Here is a 24,493-nt window from a genome sequence, read left to right on the forward strand (position 1 = left end):
GCTGCCGCCCTTTCCGTAAGCTTTTTGAGACGGACTCCTTAGAAATCCATGCCGCCCATGCCGCCCATGCCGCCGCCGCCCATGCCGCCAGGCATGCCGGCGCCAGCCGACTCCTTCTTCGGAGCCTCCGCGATCATGGCTTCGGTGGTGACCAGCAGGCCGGCGACCGAGGCCGCGTCCTGGAGAGCCGTGCGCACGACCTTGACCGGATCGACGATACCCATGGCGATCATGTCGCCATATTCGCCGGTCTGGGCGTTGAAGCCGAAGGTCGGGCCCTTGTTCTCGAGGATCTTGCCGGCAACGATCGATGCTTCCGCACCGGCGTTGGCCGCGATCTGGCGAGCCGGAGCCTGCAGCGCGCGACGCACGATGCTGATGCCCGCGGTCTGGTCGGAGTTGGCGCCGACAGCCTTGATGCTCAGCGAAGCGCGCAGGAGTGCGACGCCGCCGCCGGGAACGATGCCTTCTTCGACGGCCGCGCGGGTCGCGTTGAGGGCGTCATCGACGCGGTCCTTCTTTTCCTTGACTTCGATCTCGGTCGCACCGCCGACGCGGATGACGGCAACGCCGCCCGCCAGCTTGGCGAGACGTTCCTGCAGCTTCTCCTTGTCGTAGTCCGAGGTGGTCTCCTCGATCTGCTGCTTGATCTGGGCAACGCGGCCCTGGATCTCGGCCTTCTTGCCGGCACCGTCGACGATGGTGGTGTTCTCCTTGGAGATCGACACCTTCTTGGCGCGGCCGAGCATGTTGAGGCCAACATTCTCGAGCTTGATGCCGAGGTCTTCGGAAATGACCTGGCCACCGGTGAGGATGGCGATGTCTTCCAGCATGGCCTTGCGGCGATCACCGAAGCCCGGCGCCTTGACGGCGGCGATCTTCAGGCCGCCACGCAGCTTGTTGACGACCAGCGTCGCCAGAGCCTCGCCTTCGACGTCTTCCGAGATGATGACCAGCGGCTTCGAGGTCTGCACGACCGCCTCGAGGATCGGCAGCATGGCCTGCAGGTTGGAGAGCTTCTTCTCGTGGAGAAGGATGTAGGCGTCTTCCAGATCCGCAACCATCTTGTCGGCGTTGGTGACGAAGTAGGGCGAGAGATAGCCGCGGTCGAACTGCATGCCTTCGACGACTTCGAGTTCGGTCTCGGCGGTCTTGGCTTCCTCGACCGTGATGACGCCCTCGTTGCCGACCTTCTGCATCGCTTCGGCAATCATCGAGCCGACCGAAGCATCGCCATTGCCGGCGATGGTGCCGACCTGGGCAACCTCTTCCGAGGTCTTGATCTTCTTGGCGTTCTTGATCAGCGTCGCGACGACGTCGCTAACCGCGAGGTCGATGCCGCGCTTCAAGTCCATCGGGTTCATGCCGGCGGCAACCGCCTTGTGGCCTTCCTGGACGATCGACTGCGCCAGAACGGTCGCCGTCGTGGTGCCGTCGCCGGCGATGTCGTTGGTCTTCGAAGCGACTTCGCGGACCATCTGCGCGCCCATGTTCTCGAACTTGTCTTCAAGCTCGATTTCCTTGGCGACGGTGACGCCGTCCTTGGTGATGCGCGGTGCGCCGAACGACTTGTCGATAACGACGTTGCGGCCCTTGGGACCAAGCGTGACCTTCACTGCGTCGGCGAGGATGTTGACGCCGCGCAGCATGCGCTCACGGGCATCGCGGGAAAATTTTACGTCTTTGGCAGCCATTTTTAGCTCCTGGCAGGGGCTTGAATTGAGCCCGAAGATTTAAGTGACGGTGAGGCCGATATTCAGCCGATGATGCCCATGATGTCGGATTCCTTCATGATCAGAAGGTCTTCGCCATTGAGCTTGACTTCGGTGCCCGACCACTTGCCGAACAGGATGCGGTCGCCGGCCTTGACGTCCAGCGGGACGAGCTTGCCGGCTTCGTCGCGGGCGCCGGAACCAACGGCGATGATCTCGCCTTCCTGCGGCTTTTCCTTCGCCGTATCGGGGATGATGATCCCGCCGGCAGTCTTGGATTCGGATTCAACCCGGCGTACGACCACGCGGTCATGAAGCGGGCGGAACTTCGACTTTGCCATTTTTTATTCCTCGATGAGAATGGTGAGAACAGTTCCTCCGTCCGGCGACGCCGGACCTACGCTTAGCACTCACCAATGGCGAGTGCTAACGTGGCGGTGAGATAAGCCGATGGCTGGCGAGAGTCAAGGCGCGCGACGGCGTAATTCGGCCGCGCCGCTCCGGGATGATGTCGTTGCCGACGCTTCGGCGATTCAAGCATTAGAAGCGGGCACGATTCCGCCGTGCTACAGGCCCGGTGGAGGCGATGAGAACGCCGTCGAACCGGCTCGGCGCTTGCTCGACAGGGCGGTTGGCTAATCCATTAATAGTTGACTAAGTCAAATAAATGGTTGATCTTGTGCGGCAGGAGGAGGCCATGACGGTTCATCATCAACCCGGCAAGGAGCGGATCGATGCAGTGCGGGGCTTCAACCGCTTCTACACCCGCCAGATCGGCCTGCTCGACGAAGGGCTGCTGAAAAGCGCCTTCTCGCTGACCGAGGCTCGTGTGCTCTATGAACTGGCGCATCGCGATGGCCTGACCGCCACCGATCTTGCGCGCGATCTCGGTCTCGATCCCGGCTACCTCAGCCGGTTGCTGAAAAAGTTCGAGGAGCGCGGCCTGGTCGAGCGCGCGGCGACGGAAGCCGATGCGCGGCGCTCGTCGATCGCGCTGACGCCGGCGGGAAGGGTGGCGTTCGCGCCGCTGAACCAGGGTTCGCACGATCAGGTCGCGGCCTTGCTCGACCGGCTTCCCGCTCCGGAACAGGACACGCTGGTCAAGGCGATGCAGACGGTGCAGCGCCTGCTGGGCGATCGCGCGGAGCCTAAAATTCCCTACATGCTGCGGGCTTTGCAGGTCGGCGATATCGGCTGGATCATCCATCGCCAGGGCCTGCTCTACGCGCAGGAATATGGCTGGGACGAAACCTACGAGGCGCTGGTCGCCGAAATCCTTGGCGCCTTTGTCAAATCCTTCGATCCGAAATGGGAACGCAGCTGGATCGCCGAGCGGGAAGGGGTCGTCGGCTCGGTCTTTGTCGTGCGCCAGTCGGAAGCGGTGGCGAAGCTGCGCCTGCTCTATGTCGAACCCTCGGCGCGCGGTCTCGGCATCGGCAGGCGGCTGGTCGAGGAATGCATCGGCTTTGCCCGTGCCAAGGGCTACAAGACGTTGACGCTGTGGACCAATGATGTGCTCATCTCAGCGCGCCGCATCTACGAGGCCGCCGGTTTCAAGCTGGCCGACGAAGAGCGCCACCACGCCTTCGGCAAGGATCTGGTCGGCCAGAACTGGAACCTGGAACTGTAGCGGTGCTTTAGAGCAATTCCAGGAAAAGTGTGAAACGGTTTTCCGTCCGGAATTGCGCAAAAACAAAGAGATAGAGCGGTTCGGCGTTTCCGTGAAACGACGAACCGCTCTAGGCCTTGACCGGTATCCAGATTTCCAACCCGCCATTGCCGCTGTGCGGATCGAATTCGGGGCCGTAGCGCTCGAATTCGGGCGCGTCGGCGACCTCGTGCCCGGAGGCCGGCAGCCATTTGTTCCAGATCGTGTTGACCGTGCGGCGAATGGTCGAGATGTGGTCACGATGGGCGAACACGGCGTATTTCTGCGCCGGCACACGCACGCGCGAAAATTCCCTCGGCAGGTCCGAAAAATCGGACACTTCGACGCCAGCGATATAGTCGAAATTGCCTGCATCGTCGCCCTTGACGCAGACGCCATAGGCAACGTCGCGAATCTCGCCCGGAATGTTGCCGATATAGGGGCCGAACCGCTGCCACTGCATCGGGATGCCGGCGCTGGTTTGGCAGCTGTAGCGCTCGCCGAGACCGGCGATGAGAAACGGCCGGCTGGTCTCAAAACGCGGCGGCTCGAGATTGGTGAGGAAGGATTGGTCCATCAGGATCGGCTCCACGAGATCGAGGTTGTCGAGCGAGCCTTGCGCGCGCACCAGTTCCGGCGTGGTGCCGAACTGGTCGCGGAAGGCGCGGGTGAAGGCCTCATGCGAGGCGTAGCCGGCGTCGAGCGCGACCGAGAGGATGTCGGGTGCGCCGGCGGCAAGCCTGCGCGCCGCCTCGGTCAGCCGGCGAGAACGCACGTAGCCCATCACCGAACGGCCGGTCGCCGCACCGAAAGCCCGCGTCACGTGAAAGCGCGACACGCCGCTGCTCTTGGCGACATCGTCGAGCGAGACCGCTTCCGGCAAATGGCTTTCGACGAACCACAGCGCTTTCTCGGTCGGGTTCATATGTCTCCTTGCATTGGTCCAGTCTTTGCAATGGGCCAGTCTTCGCAATCTTCGCATTGGCAAAGTCATGGTGCCGTCTGCTTGCACAGCCAGTTTGATCGAAATTGCGCATTGCGCAAACTCGACCGAGCATCGGTCAATTTCAGCCTGCTCAATTGCGGTTTTGCGAGCGACCCTGAATGACTGCCATGCATACTTGCCGGCTTCTGGCACAATGCCGTACCTTGAATAGTAAGCACGCTCATAATATATGCTGCTTATGGTTTCCGACAGCATCGACAGGTTGGGCTTTTTGATCCACGACGTGCAGCGCCTGATGCGCAAGCGCTTCGAGGCGAGGGCCAGCGGGCTCGGCCTTTCCTCGGCGCAATGGCGGCTTATGGTTCGCGTCGCCAAGGAAGAAGGCATCACGCAAGCACGGCTCGCCGAGCTTCTCGAGATCGAGCCGATCAGCGTGTCGCGCCTGGTCGACCGCATGGAGGAGGGCGGCTGGATCGAGCGCCGTTCCGACGCAGCCGACCGCCGCGTCCGCATGATCTTTCCCACTGCCAAGGCGAGCGAGGCCTACGCACAGATCAAGAGCCTTGCTGGTGAAGTGTATGAAGAATCGCTGACCGGCGTGTCGCCTGAAGATCGCCGCATCCTGATCAAGGCACTGGAGGCGATGGCCAAGAACCTGGCGGACGGCGAGACGGCGTCCGGCGAAAAAGTCGAGAGTACAGAAGGCGCAGCAGCATGAACGCGGTAGCCAAGGTAGAGAATGCGACCAAGCTGGAGATGGAAGCTCCCGCGCAGCCGGCGGCAGCTCCGGTAACGGCTGCACCGCAATTAGCGTCGGCGCCGGTGGCGCCGAAGAAGAAGCGCCGTGCCGGCCGCTTTCTTTTAATGTTTGCGCTCCCGGTGGCACTGATCGCCGGCGGCAGCTACGTCTGGGTGACCGGCGGCCGTTACCAGGAGACCGAGAACGCCAATCTGCAGCAGGCCAAGGTCTCGATCGCCGCCGATGCGGCGGGCCGCATCGTTCAGGTCGACATTTTCGACAACCAGGCCGTCAAGCAGGGCGACGTGCTGTTCGCCATCGATCCCGAGCCCTACCGGATCGCATTGGCCCAGGCCGACGCGGCGGTGGCCGGCGCGCGCCTCACTGTCGAGCAGCTGCGGGCAGCCTATAGCCAGACGATAGCGCAGGAGAAGTCCGACGCCAGCCAGGTCGACTACGCGCAGTCGCAATATGACCGGGCCGCCGACCTTGCCCGCAAGGGCATCAATGCCAAGTCGTCGTTGGACGAGGCCGGGAACGATCTCGACAAGGCCAAGCAGCAACTGGCCGTGGCCGAGCAGGGCATCCTCAGCGCCAAGGCCGCACTTGGCGGCAATCCTGATATCGAGACCGACAAGCATCCGACCGTGATGGCGGCACTCGCTGCGCGCGACAAGGCTGCCTACGATTTGGCGCAGACCACGGTCAGGGCGCCGGCCGACGGCATCGTCAGCCAGGCTGCCTCGTTCAAGGTCGGCCAGTATGTCGGCGCGGGTACGCCGCTGTTTTCGCTGGTCGAGACCGGCGACACCTGGATCGATGCCAATTTCAAAGAAACCCAGCTCACCAATATGAAGCCCGGCCAGAAGGCTGAAATCGTGGTCGACACCTATCCGGGCAAGACGTTCGAAGCCACGGTCAAGGCGATCGGCGCCGGCACGGGGGCCGAGTTCTCGCTGTTGCCCGCCCAAAACGCCACCGGCAACTGGGTCAAGGTCACCCAGCGCATTCCGGTACGCCTGCAATTGGCCGATGCCGGCGCCAAGATGGCGCTGCGCACCGGCATGAGCGCGACCGTCACGGTGGACACCGGCGTTTCCCGCGGGCTTCCGAGCATCTTCGGCCACGCCACGGCGGGTGAGGCGCAATAGACCACCTCGTTCCATTGGATGATGAGGTCTGAGGCGCAACGAGTAGAATGCAGGCCGCGCAGGGAGAGGAACGCAGATGACAGGATTGGTCTGAGGGGAGATGCGGTGAGGATTGGGGTTCGGACCGGGCGGCGTTGCGGCCAGGCCGAAGCCTGAATAACCCGACGCAGGCCCCCTTCGGTCCTCAGGTTTCCGGGCGGCAGGCGCCCGTTATCGAGACGCTCGGTCGATGTAACCCCCCACATCGATTTCGCGTCCCACGCGATGAGGGTCTCTCCACACGGAAGGCCTCGCCGCCCGGAAGCCTCGCGCATCGGCCCGAAAATCCGAATCGATTTTCGGAAAGCACGATGCGCTACTCAAAGCACTAGAGCGTACCTTGTCCGTCCAAATGGACGCACGTCGCTCTAGTGTATACGCTTTTGTTACCTGCCGGAAGTTCCACATCATGAGCACGCCAGAACCCTTTCGAGAAGTGCCGCACCGCGGCCTGATCACCGTTGCGTTGATGCTGGCGACGATCATGCAGGCGCTCGACACCACGATCGCCAACGTTGCGTTGCCGACCATGACCGGCGACCTCGGCGCTTCCCCCGACAACATCAACTGGGTGTTGACCTCCTACATCGTTGCCGCGGCGATCATGACGCCGGTGACCGGCTGGCTGGCCGACCGCTTCGGCCGCAAGGAGCTTTTCCTGACGTCGGTGGTCGGCTTCACCATCTTCTCCATGCTGTGCGGTCTGGCATGGAGCCTTGAAACCATGGTGCTGTTCCGCCTCATGCAAGGCGTGTTCGGCGCGGCGATCGTGCCGCTGTCGCAGACCTTCCTGCTCGACATCAACCCGAGGGAACGCCACGGCCAGGCGATGGCTATCTGGGGCGCCGGCATCATGCTGGGACCGATCCTTGGCCCGACTCTGGGTGGCTGGTTGACCGAGAATTTCAACTGGCGCTGGGTGTTCTTCATCAACCTGCCGGTCGGCATCATCGCCTTCCTTGGCATGGCCGCATATCTTCCGAGCATTGCAAGGCGGGTGCGGAGCTTCGATTTCTTCGGCTTCGCCATGCTCTCGCTCGGCGTCGGTGCGCTGCAGCTGGTGCTTGATCGCGGCGGTGAGGTCGACTGGTTTTCCTCGGTCGAGATCTGGATCGAACTCGGTCTTTCCATCACCGGCTTCTGGATGTTCATCATTCACACGTTGACGGCGGAGCAGCCCTTCATCGACCCGAAGATATTCCTCGACCGCAATTTTGTGACCGGACTGGCATTCATCTTTGTCATGGGCGTGCTCATTCTGGCGAGCATGTCGCTGCTGCCGCCAATGCTGTCGACCATCTTCGGCTATCCGACCCTCACCATCGGCATCGTTATGGGACCACGCGGCGTCGGCACGATGATTGCCATGCTCGTCGTCGGCCGCATCATGCACAAGGTCGATGCCCGAATCCTCGTCGTCATCGGCTTCCTCCTGACCGCGCAATCGCTCTACACCATGTCCAGCTTTTCACCGCAGATGGACAGCTGGCTCATCCTCAGCTCCGGCGTCATCCAGGGCCTTGGAATGGGAATGGTGTTCGTGCCGCTGTCGACCGTGGCCTTCGCCACGCTCGACGCGCGCTTCCGCACCGATGCCACGGCGTTATTCAGCCTGGTGCGCAATCTTGGCTCGTCGATCGGCGTATCGGTGGTGACGGTTCTGCTGGTACGCAACACGCAGGTGAACCATGCCGAGCTCTCAGCCTACATCAACCCGTTCAATCCCAATCTCTGGGCGGCGTCGCCGGCAGCGGCGGGCGGCGATCCGACGGCGCTTTCGCAAGTGGACGGCATGGTCAATATCCAAGCGATGATGATCTCTTACGTCAATGACTTCAAGCTGCTGATGATGATGACGCTGCTTGCCATCCCGTTTGTTTTCCTGCTGCGCAAGCCAAAGGCTGGTCCGACCGCCGGTCCCGCCGCGCATATGGACTGACGGCTCGTCGACGTGCCGTTCACGCCTCCTATCTGCCCAGAACAAGGGCCCAATAGCGCAGCGAGCTGTCGCGGCCGTCCCGCACATAGGCCAGACCGAAGCGGGTGAAGCGCGGGTCGAGCATGTTGCGGCGGTGGCCGGCCGAATGCATCCAGATATCGAACAGCTTCTGCTGATCGAAACGGCCCTCGGCGATGTTTTCGGCGGCAGCACCGCTAATGCCGTTGCCCTTGACGCGCGAGGCAAATCCCTTGCCCCAGCCGGTGGTGTGCGTCATGCGGCCGCCGCGCGCCATATAGCCGGACTGCTGCAGGGCTGCCTGTTCGAGCTGAGGGTCGGGGACAAGCGGTCCAAGACCGGCTGAGGCGCGGATGCTCGCCAGCGTGCCGACGGCGGAGGCGGAGACTCCGGCGCCTTCGCCGGTGGGCAGGACGGTGGCGCAGGCAGCGAGCCCGGCCAGCGCGGCGAGGCCGGCAGCCCTAAATAGCATTCGCCTGTTAAAGTTTGGTCGGGCATCGGAATTTTCGATTTTGGCAACGGTCATGCCCGACTGACATAGCGGTGATCATGGCTTTTGCCGGGCAGGCGCTCAAAAATCTCGCTCACTGCGCCCCTAGCGTCCGCGAACCCCGCTGATTGCATGCTACGGCGCGACATCTCCAAGATAGTTACCCAACCACCGCCGATGGCCGCATTGCTCTCGACAAGAGCACTCCTGCCGCAGACCGCTAGCCTGCAGACACTTGGCTGATCCCGGCATCGATCCAGGCACGCGTCTGTTCCAGAACTTGATCCGAAAGCGCGGCATCATCTATCGCCCGGGCGAGGATCACTGCCCCCACCATCGCTGCCCAGCTTCCGATCGCTGCGCGGCGTCTGTCTGCCGGATCCAACTCCGGGAGCGCCTTGCCGATACGGTCGATCTGCGATCGAAGGCCTTCCGTCATGGCCGAGCGTGCAGCCGGGGTCTGATGGCGAATGGCCGCGGCAAGGCCCGCCGTCGGGCAACCACCGGCGGCGTTGTCGCGATGACGGGGCGAAAGATAGGCATCCACATAAGCGCGAAGATCGCCCCCTCCGCCTGAGTCAGCAGCGAGGACATGGGCAAGGGTCTGCGCGATCAGGTCGTCCTTCGAACTGAAATGGCCATAGAAGCCGCCATGGGTGAGCCCGGCGGCGTTCATCACCTCCGCCACGCTGACCGCGTCGAACCCCTTGTCGCGAAACAGCCGGCTGGCAACATCCAGAATTCGGCGACGGTTCTCCGCCATCTGTTCTCGACTGACCTTCATTTCAAAATTCTCCGCCGGCCCCGTTGACATTTACATGATGGGTATCATATTTAGCGACAATCATGATGATCGTCATGAATATAGAGTCCATCAGAGAAAAGAGCAATGCCATGACCACCATTCCGTCAGTCCTCATAACCGGCGCCTCCACCGGCATCGGAGCCGCCTATGCCGAGCGCTTCGCGCGCCGCGGGCACGACCTCGTGCTGGTTGCCCGTGACATGGCACGAATGGAGGCTCTGGCGGCCCGTCTGCGTCAGGAAAATGGCGTGGCGATCGACATCATCCAGGCTGATCTTACGCAGCCTGCCGAGCTTGCAACGGTAGAGACGAGGCTGCGCGATGACGCCCACATCGGGATTCTCGTCAACAATGCCGGAACGGCCATCGGCGGAAGCTTTATCGAGCAGAGCACCGATGACGTCGCTCGGCTCGTTGCGCTCAACACGACCGCACTTCTGCGGCTTGCCAGCGCCATGGCCCCGCGTCTCGCGACGGCCGGCGAAGGGGCGATCGTCAACATCGGCTCCGTGGTCGGCCTGGCGCCGGAGTTCGGCATGACCGTCTACGGCGCAACCAAAGCCTTCGTGCTGTTTCTGTCGCAGGGACTCAGCCTCGAGCTCGCGCCGAAGGGTGTCTACGTCCAGGCCGTGCTTCCCGCCACGACGCGAACTGAGATCTGGGAACACGTCGGCGCCGACGTCAACACGCTTTCCAACGTGATGGAGGTGAACGATCTGGTTGATGCGGCGCTGGTCGGCTTCGACCGCCGCGAACCGGTGACCATCCCGCCGCTTCCCGATGCCGGGCAGTGGGACGCGCTTCAGGCCGCGCGCCAGGCCATGCTTCCGAACTATCGGAACGAACATCCCGCCGAGCGGTACCGCACGGTCGCCTGAGCACCAACGAAGCCATTTCGATAAACGACCCGCCGCGGCGGGGACAACAAAGGTGACCTATGACGAGCACAACGCTGTTTGAGCCCTATACTCTCGGCTCGCTGACCCTATCCAATCGTATCGTCATGGCGCCCCTGACGCGCAATCGCGCTGGCCCGGGCTTCGTTCCAGGCGATCTCGCCGCGGAGTATTACGGCCAGCGCGCGTCGGCCGGCCTGCTGATTTCGGAGGCCACGCAGATCTCGCAGCAGGGACAGGGTTACCAGGACACGCCCGGCATCTACTCCCGGGCTCAGATCGACGGCTGGCGCAAGGTCACGACCGCCGTGCACGCCAAGGGCGGGCGGATTTTCCTGCAGCTCTGGCATGTCGGTCGCGTATCGCACGTCGATCTGCAGGAGAACGGCGCCGCGCCGGTGGCGCCCTCGGCGATCCGGGCCGCGACCAAGACGTTCGTCAACAACGGCTTTGTCAACGTTTCGGACCCCCGCGCGCTGGAGCTCGACGAGCTTCCGGGTATCGTTAGCGATTTCCGACAAGCAGCCGCGAGCGCCATTGAGGCCGGCTTCGACGGCGTCGAGATTCACGGCGCCAACGGCTATCTGCGGGACCAGTTCGCCAAGGACGGGGCCAACGTGCGCACGGATGCTTATGGCGGATCGGTCGAGAACCGCGCCCGGCTGATGCTGGAGGTTGCGACTGCGGTGGTCGAGGAGATCGGCGCCGAGCGCACCGGCATCCGGATTTCGCCCATCTCGCCCGCCAACGGCGTCTCGAGCAGCGCCCCCCAGGCGCAGTTCGATTATATCGTCGATCAACTCGACGCTTTGGGCATCGTCTACATCCATGTCGTCGAGGGCGCCACGGGCGGATCGCGCGATGTCGCGCCGTTCGACTTCGGATCGCTTCGCCGGCGCTTTAACAACACCTATATCGCCAATAACGGCTATGACCTCGAACTCGCGGCGTCGCGGCTCGCCGAGGGCAAGGCGGACCTGTTCGCCTTCGGGCGCCCGTTCATCGCCAATCCCGACCTTGTGGAACGGCTGAGGACGCGCGCGCCGCTGACGGAGTTCAACCCCGCGACGCTCTATGGCGGCGGCTCCGCTGGCTATACCGACTATCCCGCGATCGCCGCTTCAAGCCGCCCATGAGCCATCGGAGCGCCGCGCCAGCGCGGTGCGTGGCGCGCTGGGCAGAGTTCCACAAGTCAGTCGACAGGCCCGCCTGTCCCAAGCTGGCGGCGTTGCGCCGCCGGATCGAAAGCGATCCGGACGTGCGGTATGCGCAGGCCATCGAGGATGGCGAAAAGCCGGCGGGTTCGGGTGCCTGTCTTGGCCATATTCCGCTGGCCGAGGTGATTGAACGCTTCGCTGCCTAGCATACGTCAGCCGCGCGGCGCGAACACGCCCTGTGCCGCCGGCGCGCTCCAACACCACCCGATTCGCGACAAGCACATCAAATTCGGCTATCATGCCATCGCTCTTGAAGTGGCAGCTACGGGCGGCCATCCTGGCGGTGGCCGCCCCCGAATACGGGAGAATGGTATGGCCAGCTTTCATGTCATGTCGGACGCACGTGGAATGCACGTGCAGCCCACGGTGCGCCGCATCACCACGGCGGACCTGATGGATGCGCTGCGGATGGGCGTCGAGGATTTCTGGGCAAAGCCATCGCACTACGTGTTCATGTGCCTGATCTATCCGGTGGTCGGACTGATCCTGGCGCGGTGGACGACATCCGGCTCCAACGCCATCCAGCTGCTCTACCCGCTGATGTCCGGCTTCGCCCTGCTTGGACCCTTCGCCGCGATCGGCCTCTACGAGATCAGCCGCCGCCGCGAACTCGGCATGGACACGTCCTGGTGGCACGCGCTCGACGTGCGCCACTCGCCGGCGCTGCCGGCGATCGCGGTCATCGGCGTCATGCTGGTGGCACTGTTCCTGCTCTGGCTGTTCACCGCGCAATCGATCTACACCGGCCTGTTCGGCAATCAGCCGCCGGCTTCGATCGGCGGCTTTGTGCGCGAGGTGCTGATGACGACCAAAGGCTGGACGCTGATCCTGCTCGGCAATGCGGCCGGCTTCGTCTTCGCCGCGATCGTGCTGGCGACGACCGTCGTCGCTTTCCCGCTGCTGCTCGACCGCGATGTCGGCGCTGTCTCGGCAATCGAGACATCGGCACGGGCGGTGATGGCTAACCCGCTGCAGATGGCGCTGTGGGGGCTGATGGTCGCCGTGCTGCTGGTCATCGGCTCGATCCCGCTGTTTGCAGGGCTCGCCGTCGTCATGCCCGTGCTTGGCCATGCGACGTGGCATCTCTATCGCAGGGTGGTCGAACCGGAGCGGGCGCAGCAGGACCGGCGGCCGATGTAAGCTAGCGCAGCGGTGCCGCCGCTCTATCTTTGTTCGAGCATCCTTTGTTCGAGCATCGGATTTACCCAAAACCGGTGCCCACTTTTGGTCCGATGCTCTAGTTAACGCTGCGCGTCGGTCGCCATCCTCAGGGCCAGTGTGGTCAGCACCGTGCCCATCATCCAACGCTGGATGACCAGCCATACCGGCCGGCCGGCGAGGAAGACGGCGATCGAGCCGGCCGTAACCGCGATGATCGCGTTGACGGTGAGGCTGATCGCGATCTGCGTGGTGCCGAGTACCAGAAGCTGCGACAGCACGTGGCCCTTTCCGGGGCTGATGAATTGCGGCAGCAACGAGAGATAAAGCACCGCCACCTTCGGGTTGAGCAGATTGGTCATCAGGCCCATGGCGAACAATTTGCGCGGCCTGTCTTTCGGCAGTTCCCGGACCTGGAATGGCGAGCGTCCGCCTGGCCTCACTGCTTGCCAGGCAAGCGACAAAAGGTAGAGCGCGCCAGCAAAGCGCAGCGCATCATAGGCGTAAGGCACGGCAAGCAGCAGCGCGGTGATGCCGAATGCCGCCGACAACACGTAGAAGACAAAGCCGAGCGCCACGCCACCGAGCGAGATCAGACCGGCTTTCGGCCCCTGTGACAGCGATCGCGAGATCAAATAGATCATATTCGGGCCAGGCGTCAGCACCATGCCGAGGCAGACCAGCGCGAAGGCGAGATGGTTGGTGGCTTCGGGCACAGGTGCATCTCCGGATGGCGACAAGACCCGTCCGCGCCTCCCGATGATCTCCATCCGATGTGCACGGTCAGGCGAACGCCCCCAAAGTGCCCTCGCCAGTCCGCACGCGCAAGAGCATGACAGCGCAAGCCATTGCGCCAGCCCGTCGCATCGCTGCTTACATGTCAGCCGACGATGCGCAGGTTCGACAATTCGTTGGCGATTTCCTTGAAATTGTCCGACAGCGTCGCCCCGGTCGCGTTCCAGAACAGCTTGGCCGGCTTGGTCGGATCGGTGGGATCCTTGCGGAAGCGCGAGTCCGAGGAGCAGGCCTTCAGCGCGTCGAGTGCTTTCTTGTCGCCGGCATCGGTGGTCGACAGGTCCAGCGCGACTGTCATGACGAGAATGTTCGAATTCTTTGCATTGGCGCAAAGGGTCTGCATCTGCTCGTCCAGAGCGGCGGTGTAGTTGGCGCCGGTATAGGTGGTCTTGCCGATGTCAGTGCTCGTGTTCATGAACAGGCGCGTCACGCTTCCAGAGCCCGGATATGTCAGGCCGGTGTAGCCGTAAGCGGCATAGGTCGACCTGTTGTTGGCATAGCCGCTGTCGCTGACAGCACTGTAGGTATTGGCGCCGTCAGTCAGCACGATCACCACTTTGTCGTTGCCCCTTTCGGTATTCGGCCGGCCCTCGGTGAAAGGTTCATTGCTCGACACCGTCCGCCAGCCCCAGGCAAGCCCTTCCGGCACGTTGGTGTTGCCGTTCGGCGCCATAGCGTCGATGGCGTTGTTGATCTCCTCTTTCTCGGCAATCTGGCTCACGTCCTTGAGCGTCGTTATCGGGTTGGTCGTGCAGGATGCATTCGGGCCGTCGCCCGAGGCGGCCGAGTTCGAGCCGTAAGGTTTGACCAGAAAATATTTGCGCATGTCCGACTGCCGCTCGGATGCGGTCGGATTTGCGGTGTAGGGCCAGTCGGCCCACCAGTTGTTGCCGTAACTATAGGACAGATAGGTCACGTCGTTAGCGCCGTCGCGGTTGAAATCGAGCCAGAGGGTGCCAGCCTCGTCCGGCGCAAACATCGGCACGAACAGCGTGGCAGGCGTGGCGCTGTTCGGCGTCGTATCGTCGTTGTTATACGGGTGCGACCTCGCCTCGACGCAACCCTGCCAGCTCGCATAACGGCTGGTGGTGTAAATATATTCCGGAGTGGTCCAGTGGCCTCTGCTGCAGTTGCCTTTTTTGTTATAGGTGTCGCAGATATACTGTTTCGTGTTTGGCACTTCTTCGCGGCCGGACTCGACCGTGATGTCGGCGTAAAGGCTGAAGCGGGTCAGTGGTTGATCCTGAGTTTCGCCCCAGCCGGTGCCCCGCTTGTACCAGACGCCGTTGAACTTCTCGGCGTATTTGTCCGGATCGTTGGCGGGGGTCATCTTCGTCCAGTCGAAATCCTCGTGCTGGATCGGGGAGATGCCGTCCTGGTCCATCCAGCTATCCTGGTCATGGGTGGGACCGACATTGACCGAAGCCGCGAACGGCACGAGGGAGAACTGCACCGGCTTGCTGACCTGCTTCATCTGCTGTGCCTGCAGCGCCAGTGTATCGACAAGCTGCTTGGCGGCAGTCTTCAGCAGATCTATTCGCTTCGCGCCGGTGCCGGAACCGAGCTCGTTCATCGAGCCGGAATTGTCGAGCACAAGAGCTACTTCCAGCGTGTTCTTGAGGCGGATTTCCGAGCACGCCGTGAAGGTTGTACCGCTCGTCAGCATGGCGGCAGCCGGCAGAAAATAGGGCTTATACGTCAGGGTGCTGCAGAGCTTCAACGTGCCGCCACCCGCATTGCTGTTGGGCAGGGTGACGGTAAGCAGCGTATTGGCCGGATCGACGGGGCCGAGATTGGCTTCGAAGAAAGTCTTGGCATAAGCCTTGGCGGCATCGTCGGTTGCGCCAGAGACGATCTGCTGAGCGGTGGCGAGGCCGGCGGCGTCCAAAGCGTTCAACGTATCGTGCTTCTGGCGAAGCAGTTCTGAGAAATCGACGCTGAGCGCCAAGCCGCCCATAAGCGGCACCATCGTAATGGCCGTCATCAGCGTATAGTTGCCACGCCGGTCCCTACCGAATTTTCGGATCATTGCCTTCAGCACCCGCCAGAACCCCTTTGTCGGCGAACGATGCCACCAATCCTTAAATTTCAGATTGCTAAAATATGTCCAAGATCGACACACTTTTTCAAAGCTCGTTAACCACGCCGCCGCTGGGGCCAACGCCGCCCGCGATCGGGACCGCCGCGGAGTCTCCGGAATCGGCTAAAGCTCTGGAAACGAAAATTTTTGTCCTTTGCAACTATGCCTTCATTGCTGGGCGGCGATGCTGAAACGCGGCGAAAGCTGGTGACAGGGTGAAGAGCTTCGGTTAATGCGGTCCGGTCGCTGCGGATCGTCGGCGGCGGCGCTCGCAACCATCATGACTTGGGAAACGATATGGCGGATTCGCCCGATATCATCGGCTCGCTCGCGGATTTGTCGGCAGCCTATTCTGCCATTCTTTGCGACGTGTGGGGTGTGGTCCACAATGGCGAACGACATTTTCCGGCCGCGGCTCTGGCGCTGGCCACCGCACGCGAAGCGAAAATACCTGTGGTGCTGATCACCAATTCGCCACGCCGCAGCGCCGATGTGGTGGCGCAGATGAATGCGATCGGCGTTCCCTCGGCGGCCTACGACCGCGTCGTCACCTCCGGCGATGTGACCCGCGACCTGATCATCGAGGGGCCGCGAAAGATCTTTCATATCGGCGCCGACCGCGACTTCACCCTCTATGACGGGCTTGATGTCGAGCTGGTCGAGGAGTTCGAGGCATCCGGCGTGGTCTGCACCGGGCTGTTCGACGACGAGGTCGAGAAGCCGGAGGACTACGCCGATCTTCTGCGACGGCTACGCGCCAGGAACCTGCCTTTCATCTGCGCCAATCCCGACATCGTGGTCGAGCGCGGCGAGCGGATGATCTGGTGCGCCGGGGCCTTGGCCCGCGACTATGCCCAGCTCGGCGGGCGGACGCTGATCGCCGGAAAACCTTATGCCCCGGTCTATGACGTCGCGATGAAGGAGATCGCCGACCTGTTCGGCCACCCAGTGGAGCGCTCGGACGTGCTGGCCATCGGCGACGGCATGATGACCGACATCAAGGGTGCTGCCGACAACGGCTTCGACGTGCTCTACGTGTCGGGCGGCCTCCATGCCCGCGACTACGGCGATCCGCTACAACCGGATCCGGCCAGGCTAATTGCCTTTCTGGAAAGGCACGGCTACTGGCCGGTCGCGGTCATTCCGAGACTGCAGTAGGGTCGCTCGATGACGGAAGCCCCGAAATGACGGACGCCTTCGAACGCGTTTCTGCAATCTCGCCGCTGCCGGCCCATTTGCGGGGTGGCGTGGTGGCGATCGGCAATTTCGACGGTGTGCACCGCGGCCACCAGGCGGTGCTCGAGCGCGCGCTTGCCGAAGCCCGCCGGCGCGGCGTGCCGGCTCTGGTGCTGACCTTCGAGCCGCATCCGAGAAAGGTGTTCCGGCCTGAGATACCGCTGTTCGTGCTGACGCCGTCGCCGATGAAGGCACGGCTGTTGTCGTATCTGGGCTTTGCCGCACTCGTCGAACAGCCGTTCACGCGCGACTTTGCCGCACTGTCGGCGGAAGCGTTCGTGACCGACGTGCTGGACAGGAATCTCGGCATCATTCACGCCGTGACCGGCTTCGACTTCCACTTCGGCAAGGACAGGCAAGGCGGTCCGGCCTATCTGATGGCGGCCGGCGAACGCCACGGCTTCGGCGTCACCCTGGTTGACGCGTTTCGCGACGAGGGCGCCGAGGTGGTGTCGTCGAGCCGGATCCGCGCGCTGCTCTGCGAAGGCGCGGTGGCCGAGGCCGCCGGCCTGCTCGGCTACCGCTTCACGGTCGAAAGCGAGGTGATCGGCGGCCAGCAGCTTGGCCGGACGCTCGGTTTTCCAACCGCCAATATGAGGCTTTCGCCGGAAGCCACTCTGAAGGAAGGGATTTATGCCGTCCGCTTCCGTCGCGCCGACGGCACGCTTCATGATGGGGTTGCCAGCTTCGGCCGCCGCCCGACCGTCAATGACAACGGCGCGCCGCTTCTGGAAACCTTCGTCTTCGACTTCTCCGGTGAACTCTACGGCGAGATATGCGCGGTGTCCTTCTTCGGTTTCCTGCGCGCCGAGGTGAAGTTCGACGGGCTCGACGCGCTGGTCGCGCAGATGAAACGTGACGAGGCCGAGGCGAGGGCGCTGCTTGCCGGCGTCAGCCCGCTTTCCGAGCTCGACGCGGCCATTGCTTTTTAAGCATGATCCCGAAATGTGGGAACCGGTTTTCCGGCAAGATCATGCCAAAACAAAGCATGATCCCGAACCGAAGGTCAGCGAAGCAAAAAGTGGAAACCGGTTTTCGGACAAGATCATGCTAAAACAAGGACCTACTTCTTCAGCGCCAGGCCGACGGCAATGAAGGCCCAGCCCTGGAAGATCAGGTCGATAGCGAGAAACAGCCCCAACACCCATACGCTGTTGACTGGCCAGCCCATGGCGATGACCAGGCCTGCCAGCGCGCTGATGACGCCGGCCGCAACCAGCCAGCCCCAGCCTTTTTCCGGTCTGTGCTTGTACCCGACCCAGGCCCTGAGCCCTCCTGATGCGAGAAGGGCGACCGCCAGCAGGAAGGTCAGCACCGCCGAGGCCAGCAGCGGATTGTAGAAGGCGAAGAACCCGGCGACTGCATAGAGAAGACCGCTGAGCAGCCAGTAGAAGAACCGGCTCCAAGTCTTCACACCGAAGGCATGCATGATCTCGATGATTCCGGCCATCAGCATCAGCCAGCCGACGACATAGACCGAGGCGACCGTGGCGATGAACAGATTGCCGAAGGCGATGCCGCCGAGGATCAGCAGCAGAACGCCGAGCCCGACGAACCATCCCCATTTCGCCCGCGTCTGACCGATTGCATCTTTCAAGATATCGCCGTGCAGTGTCATCGCCCTTCTCCCTCAAGGTTACCTTGCCGGCTTGGAGGGTAACGCTGATGGGCTTGCCCGTAAAGCGAGCAGCCTGCGAGCGGCAAACCCTGAGCGATCCGCTTGGCCGGACGTGGCTTTTTGACCCGAAGCGGCCAGATCTCAGATGGAACATTCGACCATGTGCGGGGGGGCAGTGCTAAAGCATGACGAGCCGGTTACGGGCGACCTATCGTTGCGTGCGTTCGCCGCCGATGTTACGAATATTAAGTCAAATTTTACCGGACTGGCGCCATGGCTGGTGAAGGCTGGTTGTGTCGGCCAACGTGTTCGATGTATGGAGTAACGATGCGTTCTGTCCGAGCGATTCCGGTGGTTCTGGCCGCCTTCATACTTGGGGCCCCCGGTCTCGCCGAAGCCGGCGAGGGCGCTTTCGGCTGGATGTCCGGCGATTGGTACCTGACAGTCGGTGCTACGGGCCTGGTCGCCCCCGATTTCGAAGGCAGCAAGAGCTATATACTCAGCGCCCAGCCGATCATCTCGCTCGGCAGGGCCGGTACTGCGGCCCGCTTCACCTCGCGCAACGACAACATCTCGCTGGGTTTGATCGACGACGGCGGCATTCGCGCCGGCCTGACCGGAAAATTGCTGTTTTCGCGCGATGGCGACGACGCCGACGAGCTGAAAGGTCTCGACCCGGTGCGCTGGGGCGGCGAGGCCGGCGGCTTCTTCGAATTCTACCCTTTGGACTGGTTGCGCGCTCGCGCCGAATTGCGGCACGGCATTCGCGCCCATAGCGGCTTTGTCGCCGACATTGCCGCCGACGCATTCTATGATGTGACACCAGACGTCAGGATTTCGGGCGGGCCGCGGGTTTCGTTCGCCTCATCGGACTATTTCGACGCCTACTACGGCGTCAACGCCGAGGAAGCCGTAGCGTCGGGCCTCAGCCAATACCGCCCGGGCGGCGGCGTGAAGTCGGCGGGCCTCGGCGGCGCGCTGACCTGGAAAGTGACCGAGCCGATGACGGCCAGCCTGTTCGGCGAATATTCACGTCTGATGGGCCCGGCGGCCGATTCCAGCCTGGTCAAGGAGCGCGGCTCCAGAGATCAGTTCATGATCGGCGTATCGACGACCTATCGCTTCGATTTCTCGATGTGAGTGATTTGGCCCGGCAATCGCGTATCGGCCGGATGCATTATGACGTCATTAGCTGCAATGAAGGCACCGAGAGTTCGGGCTTTTCAATATCGCCTGTCTCGGTTAAAAGCCCAGCCATGACGAGCGTTTCGCGCCCTCTCGCGATTGCGATACGAATTACGAGCCCGGTGTTCCGGGCGGCTTGAGCGCCGCCGGAGCCGCCGGGAATTTTGCGCGCGGCCTCTCGCGCTTTTTCCAGATCATGATAGTTCAACGCCCGGGCTCCTTTGCCGCCGGGCAACGCATATGGCAGATCAATGACCGATACCCCAATGACCGATACTGTTGAAACGATCGACTATTCCAAAACGCTTTATCTGCCGCAGACGGATTTTCCGATGCGCGCCGGCTTGCCCGAGAAGGAGCCGCTGCTGGTCAAGCGCTGGCAGGACATGGACCTTTACCGCAAGCTGCGCGAAAACGCTGCCGGCCGCGAAAAATACGTGCTGCATGACGGCCCGCCCTACGCCAACGGCAACATCCATACCGGCCACGCGCTGAACAAGATCCTCAAGGACGTCATCACCCGCTCGTTCCAGATGCGCGGCTACGATTCGAATTACGTGCCCGGCTGGGATTGCCACGGCCTGCCGATCGAATGGAAAATCGAGGAGCAATACCGCGCCAAGGGCAAGAACAAGGACGAGGTCCCGGTCAACGAGTTCCGCAAGGAATGCCGCGAGTTCGCCGCGCACTGGATCAAGGTGCAGGGCGCGGAATTCCAGCGGCTGGGCGTCGTCGGCGACTTCGACAATCCCTATACGACGATGGCGTCCCACGCCGAGGCGCGCATCGCCGGCGAACTGTTGAAATTCGCCATGTCCGGCCAGCTCTATCGCGGCTCCAAGCCGGTGATGTGGAGCGTTGTCGAGCGCACCGCGCTGGCCGAGGCCGAGGTCGAGTACCAGGACTACGAGAGCGATACGATCTGGGCGAAGTTTCCGGTCGTCAGCCTCGCTCGTCAGGTCACCAACGTCGAAGATGGGCAGCCAGCCTTGGATCCAAAGCTGACGCAGACGTCACTGGACTTGCTGGAGGCCCATGTCGTCATCTGGACGACGACGCCGTGGACCATCCCCGGCAACCGTGCCGTGAACTATTCGCCACGCATCAACTATGGCCTCTACGAGGTCACAGCGGCAGAGAACGCTTTCGGCCCGCAGCCTGGCGAAAGGCTGATCTTTGCCGACGCGCTGGCGGAAGAGTCTGCGATCAAAGCCAAAGTGACGATGAATCGTCTCCGCAGCGTTTCGGCCGAAGAGCTTGGAAGCCTTACGCTTTCTCATCCCTTCAAAGGTTTGAATGGCGGCTACGAATTCCCCGTGCCAATGCTCGCCGGCGAGCATGTCACCGATGAAGCCGGCACCGGTTTCGTCCACACCGCGCCGGGCCACGGCCGCGAGGACTTCGACGCCTGGATGGATGCGGCTTCGGACCTTCGCCAGCGCGGCATCGACACCGCGATCCCGTTCACCGTCGACGATGCCGGCTTCTTCACCAAGGATGCGCCGGGCTTTGGCTCGGACCGCGAGGGGGGAGCGGCGCGCGTCATCGACGACAACGGCAAGAAGGGCAACGCCAACCAGGCGGTCATCGACGAGCTGATCAAGCGCAACGCGCTGTTCGCGCGCGGCCGGTTGAAGCATTCCTATCCGCATTCTTGGCGGTCGAAGAAGCCGATCATCTTCCGCAACACGCCGCAATGGTTCGTCTATATGGACAAGGAGCTGGGCGACGGCACCACGCTGCGCAGCCGTGCCTTGAAGGCGATCGACGACACCCGTTTCGTGCCGGCCGCCGGCCAGAACCGCATCCGCGCCATGATCGAGGAGCGCCCCGATTGGGTGCTGTCGCGCCAGCGCGCCTGGGGCGTGCCGATCGCGGTCTTCGCCGATGCCGACGGCAACGTTCTGCGCGATGAGGCGGTCAACCGGCGCATCATGGACGCCTTCGAGGAGGAGGGCGCCGACGCCTGGTTTGCGGCCGGCGCCAAGGAGCGTTTCCTCGGCAATCACGATGCCTCGAAATGGCAGCAGGTGATGGACATCCTCGACGTCTGGTTCGATTCCGGCTCGACCCATGCCTTCACCTTGGAGGATCGTCCGGACCTGAAATGGCCGGCCGACGTCTATCTCGAAGGCTCCGACCAGCATCGCGGCTGGTTCCACTCCTCGCTGCTCGAAAGCTGCGGCACCAGGGGCAGGGCACCCTACGACACCGTCGTCACCCATGGTTTCACCATGGACGAGGAGGGGCGGAAAATGTCGAAGTCGCTCGGCAATACAGTCGTGCCGCAGGACGTCATCAAGCAGTCGGGCGCCGATATCCTGCGACTATGGGTGGTGACGACCGATTACTGGGAGGATCAGCGGCTCGGCAAGAACGTGCTGCAGACCAACATCGACGCCTACCGCAAGCTGCGCAACACCATCCGCTGGATGCTGGGCACGCTTGCTCATGACGATGGCGAGGACGTGCCGCTGGACAAGATGCCGGAGCTGGAGCGGCTGATGCTGCATCGGCTTTCCGAACTCGATGAAATCGTGCGCGCGGGCTACGACGCCTTCGAATTCAAGCGCATCACCCGCATGCTGCTCGACTTCATGGTGGTCGAGCTGTCGGCCTTCTATTTCGACATCCGCAAGGACGCGGTCTACTGTGAGGCGCCGTCCAGCGTGAAGCGCAAGGCGTCCGTGCAGGTGGTGCGCCATCTGTTCGATTGCCTGGTGAAATGGCTGGCGCCGATGCTGCCTTTCACCATGGAGGAAGCCTGGCTCGACCGTCACCCAGACGCCGTCTCGGTGCATCTCGACCAGTTCCCGCAAATCCCGGCCGACTGGAGGAACGAGGCGCTGGCGGAAAAATGGCGCAAGGTGCGGCAGGTCCGCCGTGTCGTCACTGGCGCGCTGGAGATCGCACGCGCCCAGAAGGTCATCGGCTCGTCGCTGGAAGCGGTGCCGGTCGTCACGCTCGATGATGCGGCGCTCGAAGCGGCGATATCAGATGTCGACATGGCCGAAATGGCGATCACCAGCGATCTGGCCATTGCGCATGGCGACGCGCCTTCTGGTGCCTTCACGCTGGACGACGTCAAGGGCGTCGCCGTGGTGGTCGAGAAGGCCGAGGACCGAGGCCTGGTCAAATGCGCGCGCTCATGGCGCTACACGGCCGATGTCGGGCAGGACGAGGAATTCCCCGACGTTTCGGCGCGGGACGCGGCGGTCCTGCATGAATTGAAGGCGCTTGGCCGGCTTTAATGCATGTCGCCCAAAAGTGCGTAGCGGTTTTGGGATAACGACGTGCACGGCCAGATTGCATGTCGCCCAAAAGTGTGTAGCGGTTTTGGGACAACGACATGCACAGCCCGGCCACTATTTCGGTGCACAAATGCCACGGCGGGCGGCTCATCGGCCCCCGCTCGTTGCCCTTAACGAGTGGTTGAGGTAAACACGCGAAACTCCGGACGACAAATTGTCGCCGGATTTCCGTCGGAAGAGCATAGGCGATGGGGACCGGACCTTTGGCCGGTGGCGATCGAGAGGCTGTCTAGAGTGGGATTTTTTGGCATGACCGAAAGAACTTGCGCGCGCGTTGCGCTGCTGGCGCCGCTTGTCGTATCCGGCTTGGCCCTGTCCGGCTGCATGGGCTCGCCGACCTACGGGACCGACAAGACCGCCTCGGCCCAGCTTGCCGGCGATCTCACCAGCGCTTTTTCAGTCATGCCGAAGAACAAGGAAAAGATCGACTACAAGCCGCGTCCCGAACTGGTGAAGCCGGCGCCGGGTCAGAAGGAACTGCCGCCGCCGCAGGACAGCATCGCGACAGCAAGCGCCGATTGGCCGGAATCGCCCGAGCAACGCCGGGCTCGCCTGCGTGCCGAGGCGACGCTCCATCAGGACGATCCGGACTACCAGGCGCAGATCGTCGATGACGTCCAGACGGATCCGTCGGCGGTCAAGGCTGCGATAGCGCAGTCGGCTTCCAGTCATCCGCCGGCCTGGACGCCGGCGGATTCGGACAAAGGCCGCGCCGCCGAGGTCAAGCGCCGCCTCGCCGAAGCCAAGCAGGGTGACCCGAACACCCGCAAATATCTGAGCGAGCCGCCGGTGCAATACCGCGCCGCTGCCGCGACCGCGCCGGTGGACGACATCGGCGAGGACGAATACAAGAAAGAACGCCGCCTCAAGAAGGAAGCGGCCGCCAAGAACAAGAGCGGCATGTTCGATTGGCTGCCGTGGTAAGCTGTCAGCGCTAATGCATGTCGCGCAAAACTGTGAAGCGGTTTTGCGATAACGACATGCATAAAACAGCAACTTAAAGCGCGTCGCATGAGGCCGGTCAAACGCGACGCGCTTTAAGGAAATCTGGCGACGCTACGGTTCGCGTCGCTCCCTGAAAAAATCCTTCAGAAGCAGCGCCGCATCGCTTTCGGCCATGCCTGGATAGACGTCTGGCGCATGGTGGCAGGTCGGTGAGGCGAAGAAGCGCACGCCGTTGACCACAGCGCCGCCCTTCTCGTCGGCGGCGCCGAAATAGAGCCGGCGCAACCTGGCGAAGGAAATGGCGCCGGCGCACATGGCGCAGGGCTCCAGCGTCACATAGAGATCGTGGCCGGTGAGCCGCTCGCTCGACAACCTGCGGCAGGCCTCGCGGATCGCCAGCATCTCGGCATGGGCGGTGGGGTCGGAAAGCTCGCGAGTGCGGTTGCCGGCACTGGCAACGACCGTATCGCCGCTGGCGATGACCGCGCCGACCGGCACTTCGCCGCGCAAGGCGGCGGCTTCGGCCTCCTTCAGCGCCAGCGCCATGAAATCCGGCCGCTTCAAG

At 62.7% G+C, this 24,493-nt stretch carries 23 protein-coding genes; 13 read left to right on the forward strand and 10 right to left on the reverse strand.

Annotated features, from left to right (window positions below; genetic code table 11):
- Positions 1 to 38: 38 nt before the first annotated feature.
- Both groL and groES read right to left on the reverse strand, forming a co-directional pair.
- Entirely contained in the window at positions 39 to 1,694 is a 1,656-nt protein-coding gene (gene groL / locus NKH12_RS02560) for a chaperonin GroEL (protein WP_352951748.1), read from the reverse strand.
- Positions 1,695 to 1,756: 62 nt separating this feature from the next.
- On the reverse strand, positions 1,757 to 2,053 hold the full coding sequence (gene groES / locus NKH12_RS02565) for a co-chaperone GroES (protein ID WP_006203049.1): 297 nt from the start codon (positions 2,051 to 2,053) through the stop codon (positions 1,757 to 1,759).
- Positions 2,054 to 2,409: 356 nt separating this feature from the next.
- Here groES and NKH12_RS02570 point away from each other — a divergent pair, with 356 nt between their 5' ends.
- The gene (locus tag NKH12_RS02570; protein WP_352951749.1) at positions 2,410 to 3,342 is read left to right on the forward strand and encodes a bifunctional helix-turn-helix transcriptional regulator/GNAT family N-acetyltransferase; all 933 of its coding nucleotides are present in this window, start codon (positions 2,410 to 2,412) and stop codon (positions 3,340 to 3,342) included.
- A gap of 109 nt (positions 3,343 to 3,451) precedes the next feature.
- On the opposite strand, the gene NKH12_RS02575 is transcribed toward NKH12_RS02570, so the two are convergent.
- Positions 3,452 to 4,285, reverse strand: coding sequence for an AraC family transcriptional regulator (locus NKH12_RS02575; protein ID WP_352951750.1), 834 nt, complete (start codon positions 4,283 to 4,285; stop codon positions 3,452 to 3,454).
- Between the two features lie 259 nt (positions 4,286 to 4,544).
- On the opposite strand from NKH12_RS02575, the gene NKH12_RS02580 reads away from it, so the two are divergent.
- The 3 genes from NKH12_RS02580 to NKH12_RS02590 all read left to right on the forward strand — a co-directional run bounded on the left by NKH12_RS02580 (position 4,545) and on the right by NKH12_RS02590 (position 8,174).
- On the forward strand, positions 4,545 to 5,024 hold the full coding sequence (locus tag NKH12_RS02580) for a MarR family winged helix-turn-helix transcriptional regulator (protein WP_352951829.1): 480 nt from the start codon (positions 4,545 to 4,547) through the stop codon (positions 5,022 to 5,024).
- The gene (locus tag NKH12_RS02585; protein ID WP_352951751.1) at positions 5,021 to 6,196 is read left to right on the forward strand and encodes an HlyD family secretion protein; all 1,176 of its coding nucleotides are present in this window, start codon (positions 5,021 to 5,023) and stop codon (positions 6,194 to 6,196) included. Before NKH12_RS02580 ends, NKH12_RS02585 begins: the two co-directional genes overlap by 4 nt.
- Before the next feature lie 448 nt (positions 6,197 to 6,644).
- Positions 6,645 to 8,174 carry a DHA2 family efflux MFS transporter permease subunit gene (locus NKH12_RS02590; RefSeq protein ID WP_352951752.1) on the forward strand — a complete coding sequence of 510 codons (1,530 nt, stop codon included), beginning with the start codon at positions 6,645 to 6,647 and terminating at the stop codon, positions 8,172 to 8,174.
- A gap of 28 nt (positions 8,175 to 8,202) precedes the next feature.
- On the opposite strand, the gene NKH12_RS02595 is transcribed toward NKH12_RS02590, so the two are convergent.
- Both NKH12_RS02595 and NKH12_RS02600 read right to left on the reverse strand, forming a co-directional pair.
- Positions 8,203 to 8,718: a CAP domain-containing protein gene (locus NKH12_RS02595; protein WP_352951753.1), complete on the reverse strand. Its 516-nt coding sequence runs from the start codon at positions 8,716 to 8,718 to the stop codon at positions 8,203 to 8,205.
- 184 nt (positions 8,719 to 8,902) lie between these two features.
- Positions 8,903 to 9,466, reverse strand: coding sequence for a TetR/AcrR family transcriptional regulator (locus tag NKH12_RS02600; RefSeq protein WP_352951754.1), 564 nt, complete (start codon positions 9,464 to 9,466; stop codon positions 8,903 to 8,905).
- A gap of 110 nt (positions 9,467 to 9,576) precedes the next feature.
- Here NKH12_RS02600 and NKH12_RS02605 point away from each other — a divergent pair, with 110 nt between their 5' ends.
- From NKH12_RS02605 to NKH12_RS02620, 4 genes are all read left to right on the forward strand, one after another.
- Entirely contained in the window at positions 9,577 to 10,365 is a 789-nt protein-coding gene (locus tag NKH12_RS02605; RefSeq protein WP_352951755.1) for an SDR family NAD(P)-dependent oxidoreductase, read from the forward strand.
- A 59-nt stretch (positions 10,366 to 10,424) separates the two neighbouring features.
- On the forward strand, positions 10,425 to 11,519 hold the full coding sequence (locus NKH12_RS02610; RefSeq protein WP_352951756.1) for an alkene reductase: 1,095 nt from the start codon (positions 10,425 to 10,427) through the stop codon (positions 11,517 to 11,519).
- Positions 11,516 to 11,746 carry a glutathione S-transferase family protein gene (locus tag NKH12_RS02615; RefSeq protein ID WP_352951757.1) on the forward strand — a complete coding sequence of 77 codons (231 nt, stop codon included), beginning with the start codon at positions 11,516 to 11,518 and terminating at the stop codon, positions 11,744 to 11,746. Before NKH12_RS02610 ends, NKH12_RS02615 begins: the two co-directional genes overlap by 4 nt.
- Before the next feature lie 166 nt (positions 11,747 to 11,912).
- Positions 11,913 to 12,740, forward strand: a complete 828-nt coding sequence (locus NKH12_RS02620; protein ID WP_352951758.1) for a DUF2189 domain-containing protein — start codon at positions 11,913 to 11,915, stop codon at positions 12,738 to 12,740.
- Positions 12,741 to 12,841: 101 nt separating this feature from the next.
- Here the strand turns inward: NKH12_RS02620 and NKH12_RS02625 are convergent, their stop codons facing one another.
- Both NKH12_RS02625 and NKH12_RS02630 read right to left on the reverse strand, forming a co-directional pair.
- On the reverse strand, positions 12,842 to 13,474 hold the full coding sequence (locus NKH12_RS02625; RefSeq protein WP_352951759.1) for a LysE family translocator: 633 nt from the start codon (positions 13,472 to 13,474) through the stop codon (positions 12,842 to 12,844).
- Between the two features lie 164 nt (positions 13,475 to 13,638).
- Positions 13,639 to 15,582, reverse strand: coding sequence for a pilus assembly protein TadG-related protein (locus NKH12_RS02630; RefSeq protein WP_352951760.1), 1,944 nt, complete (start codon positions 15,580 to 15,582; stop codon positions 13,639 to 13,641).
- A 348-nt stretch (positions 15,583 to 15,930) separates the two neighbouring features.
- Here NKH12_RS02630 and NKH12_RS02635 point away from each other — a divergent pair, with 348 nt between their 5' ends.
- Both NKH12_RS02635 and NKH12_RS02640 read left to right on the forward strand, forming a co-directional pair.
- A complete protein-coding gene (locus NKH12_RS02635; protein ID WP_352951761.1) occupies positions 15,931 to 16,791 on the forward strand; it encodes a TIGR01459 family HAD-type hydrolase in 861 nt (286 codons plus the stop codon).
- A gap of 26 nt (positions 16,792 to 16,817) precedes the next feature.
- Complete coding sequence (locus NKH12_RS02640; RefSeq protein ID WP_352951762.1) at positions 16,818 to 17,801, forward strand: bifunctional riboflavin kinase/FAD synthetase; 984 nt, start codon at positions 16,818 to 16,820, stop codon at positions 17,799 to 17,801.
- Between the two features lie 131 nt (positions 17,802 to 17,932).
- Here NKH12_RS02640 and NKH12_RS02645 read toward each other — a convergent pair whose 3' ends face one another.
- Positions 17,933 to 18,487, reverse strand: a complete 555-nt coding sequence (locus NKH12_RS02645; protein WP_352951763.1) for an HdeD family acid-resistance protein — start codon at positions 18,485 to 18,487, stop codon at positions 17,933 to 17,935.
- 327 nt (positions 18,488 to 18,814) lie between these two features.
- Here NKH12_RS02645 and NKH12_RS02650 point away from each other — a divergent pair, with 327 nt between their 5' ends.
- Positions 18,815 to 19,627: a MipA/OmpV family protein gene (locus NKH12_RS02650; RefSeq protein ID WP_352951764.1), complete on the forward strand. Its 813-nt coding sequence runs from the start codon at positions 18,815 to 18,817 to the stop codon at positions 19,625 to 19,627.
- Positions 19,628 to 19,664: 37 nt separating this feature from the next.
- Here the strand turns inward: NKH12_RS02650 and NKH12_RS02655 are convergent, their stop codons facing one another.
- On the reverse strand, positions 19,665 to 19,880 hold the full coding sequence (locus NKH12_RS02655) for a hypothetical protein (protein ID WP_352951765.1): 216 nt from the start codon (positions 19,878 to 19,880) through the stop codon (positions 19,665 to 19,667).
- A gap of 58 nt (positions 19,881 to 19,938) precedes the next feature.
- Between NKH12_RS02655 and ileS the strand changes: the two genes are divergently transcribed.
- Positions 19,939 to 22,923: an isoleucine--tRNA ligase gene (gene ileS / locus NKH12_RS02660; RefSeq protein ID WP_352951766.1), complete on the forward strand. Its 2,985-nt coding sequence runs from the start codon at positions 19,939 to 19,941 to the stop codon at positions 22,921 to 22,923.
- Between the two features lie 309 nt (positions 22,924 to 23,232).
- Positions 23,233 to 23,907 carry a hypothetical protein gene (locus tag NKH12_RS02665; protein ID WP_352951767.1) on the forward strand — a complete coding sequence of 225 codons (675 nt, stop codon included), beginning with the start codon at positions 23,233 to 23,235 and terminating at the stop codon, positions 23,905 to 23,907.
- 132 nt (positions 23,908 to 24,039) lie between these two features.
- On the opposite strand, the gene NKH12_RS02670 is transcribed toward NKH12_RS02665, so the two are convergent.
- Entirely contained in the window at positions 24,040 to 24,492 is a 453-nt protein-coding gene (locus NKH12_RS02670; protein WP_352951768.1) for a nucleoside deaminase, read from the reverse strand.
- Position 24,493 lies beyond the last annotated feature (1 nt).

This window comes from Mesorhizobium sp. M1322, from assembly GCF_040318085.1.
GTDB lineage: Bacteria > Pseudomonadota > Alphaproteobacteria > Rhizobiales > Rhizobiaceae > Mesorhizobium.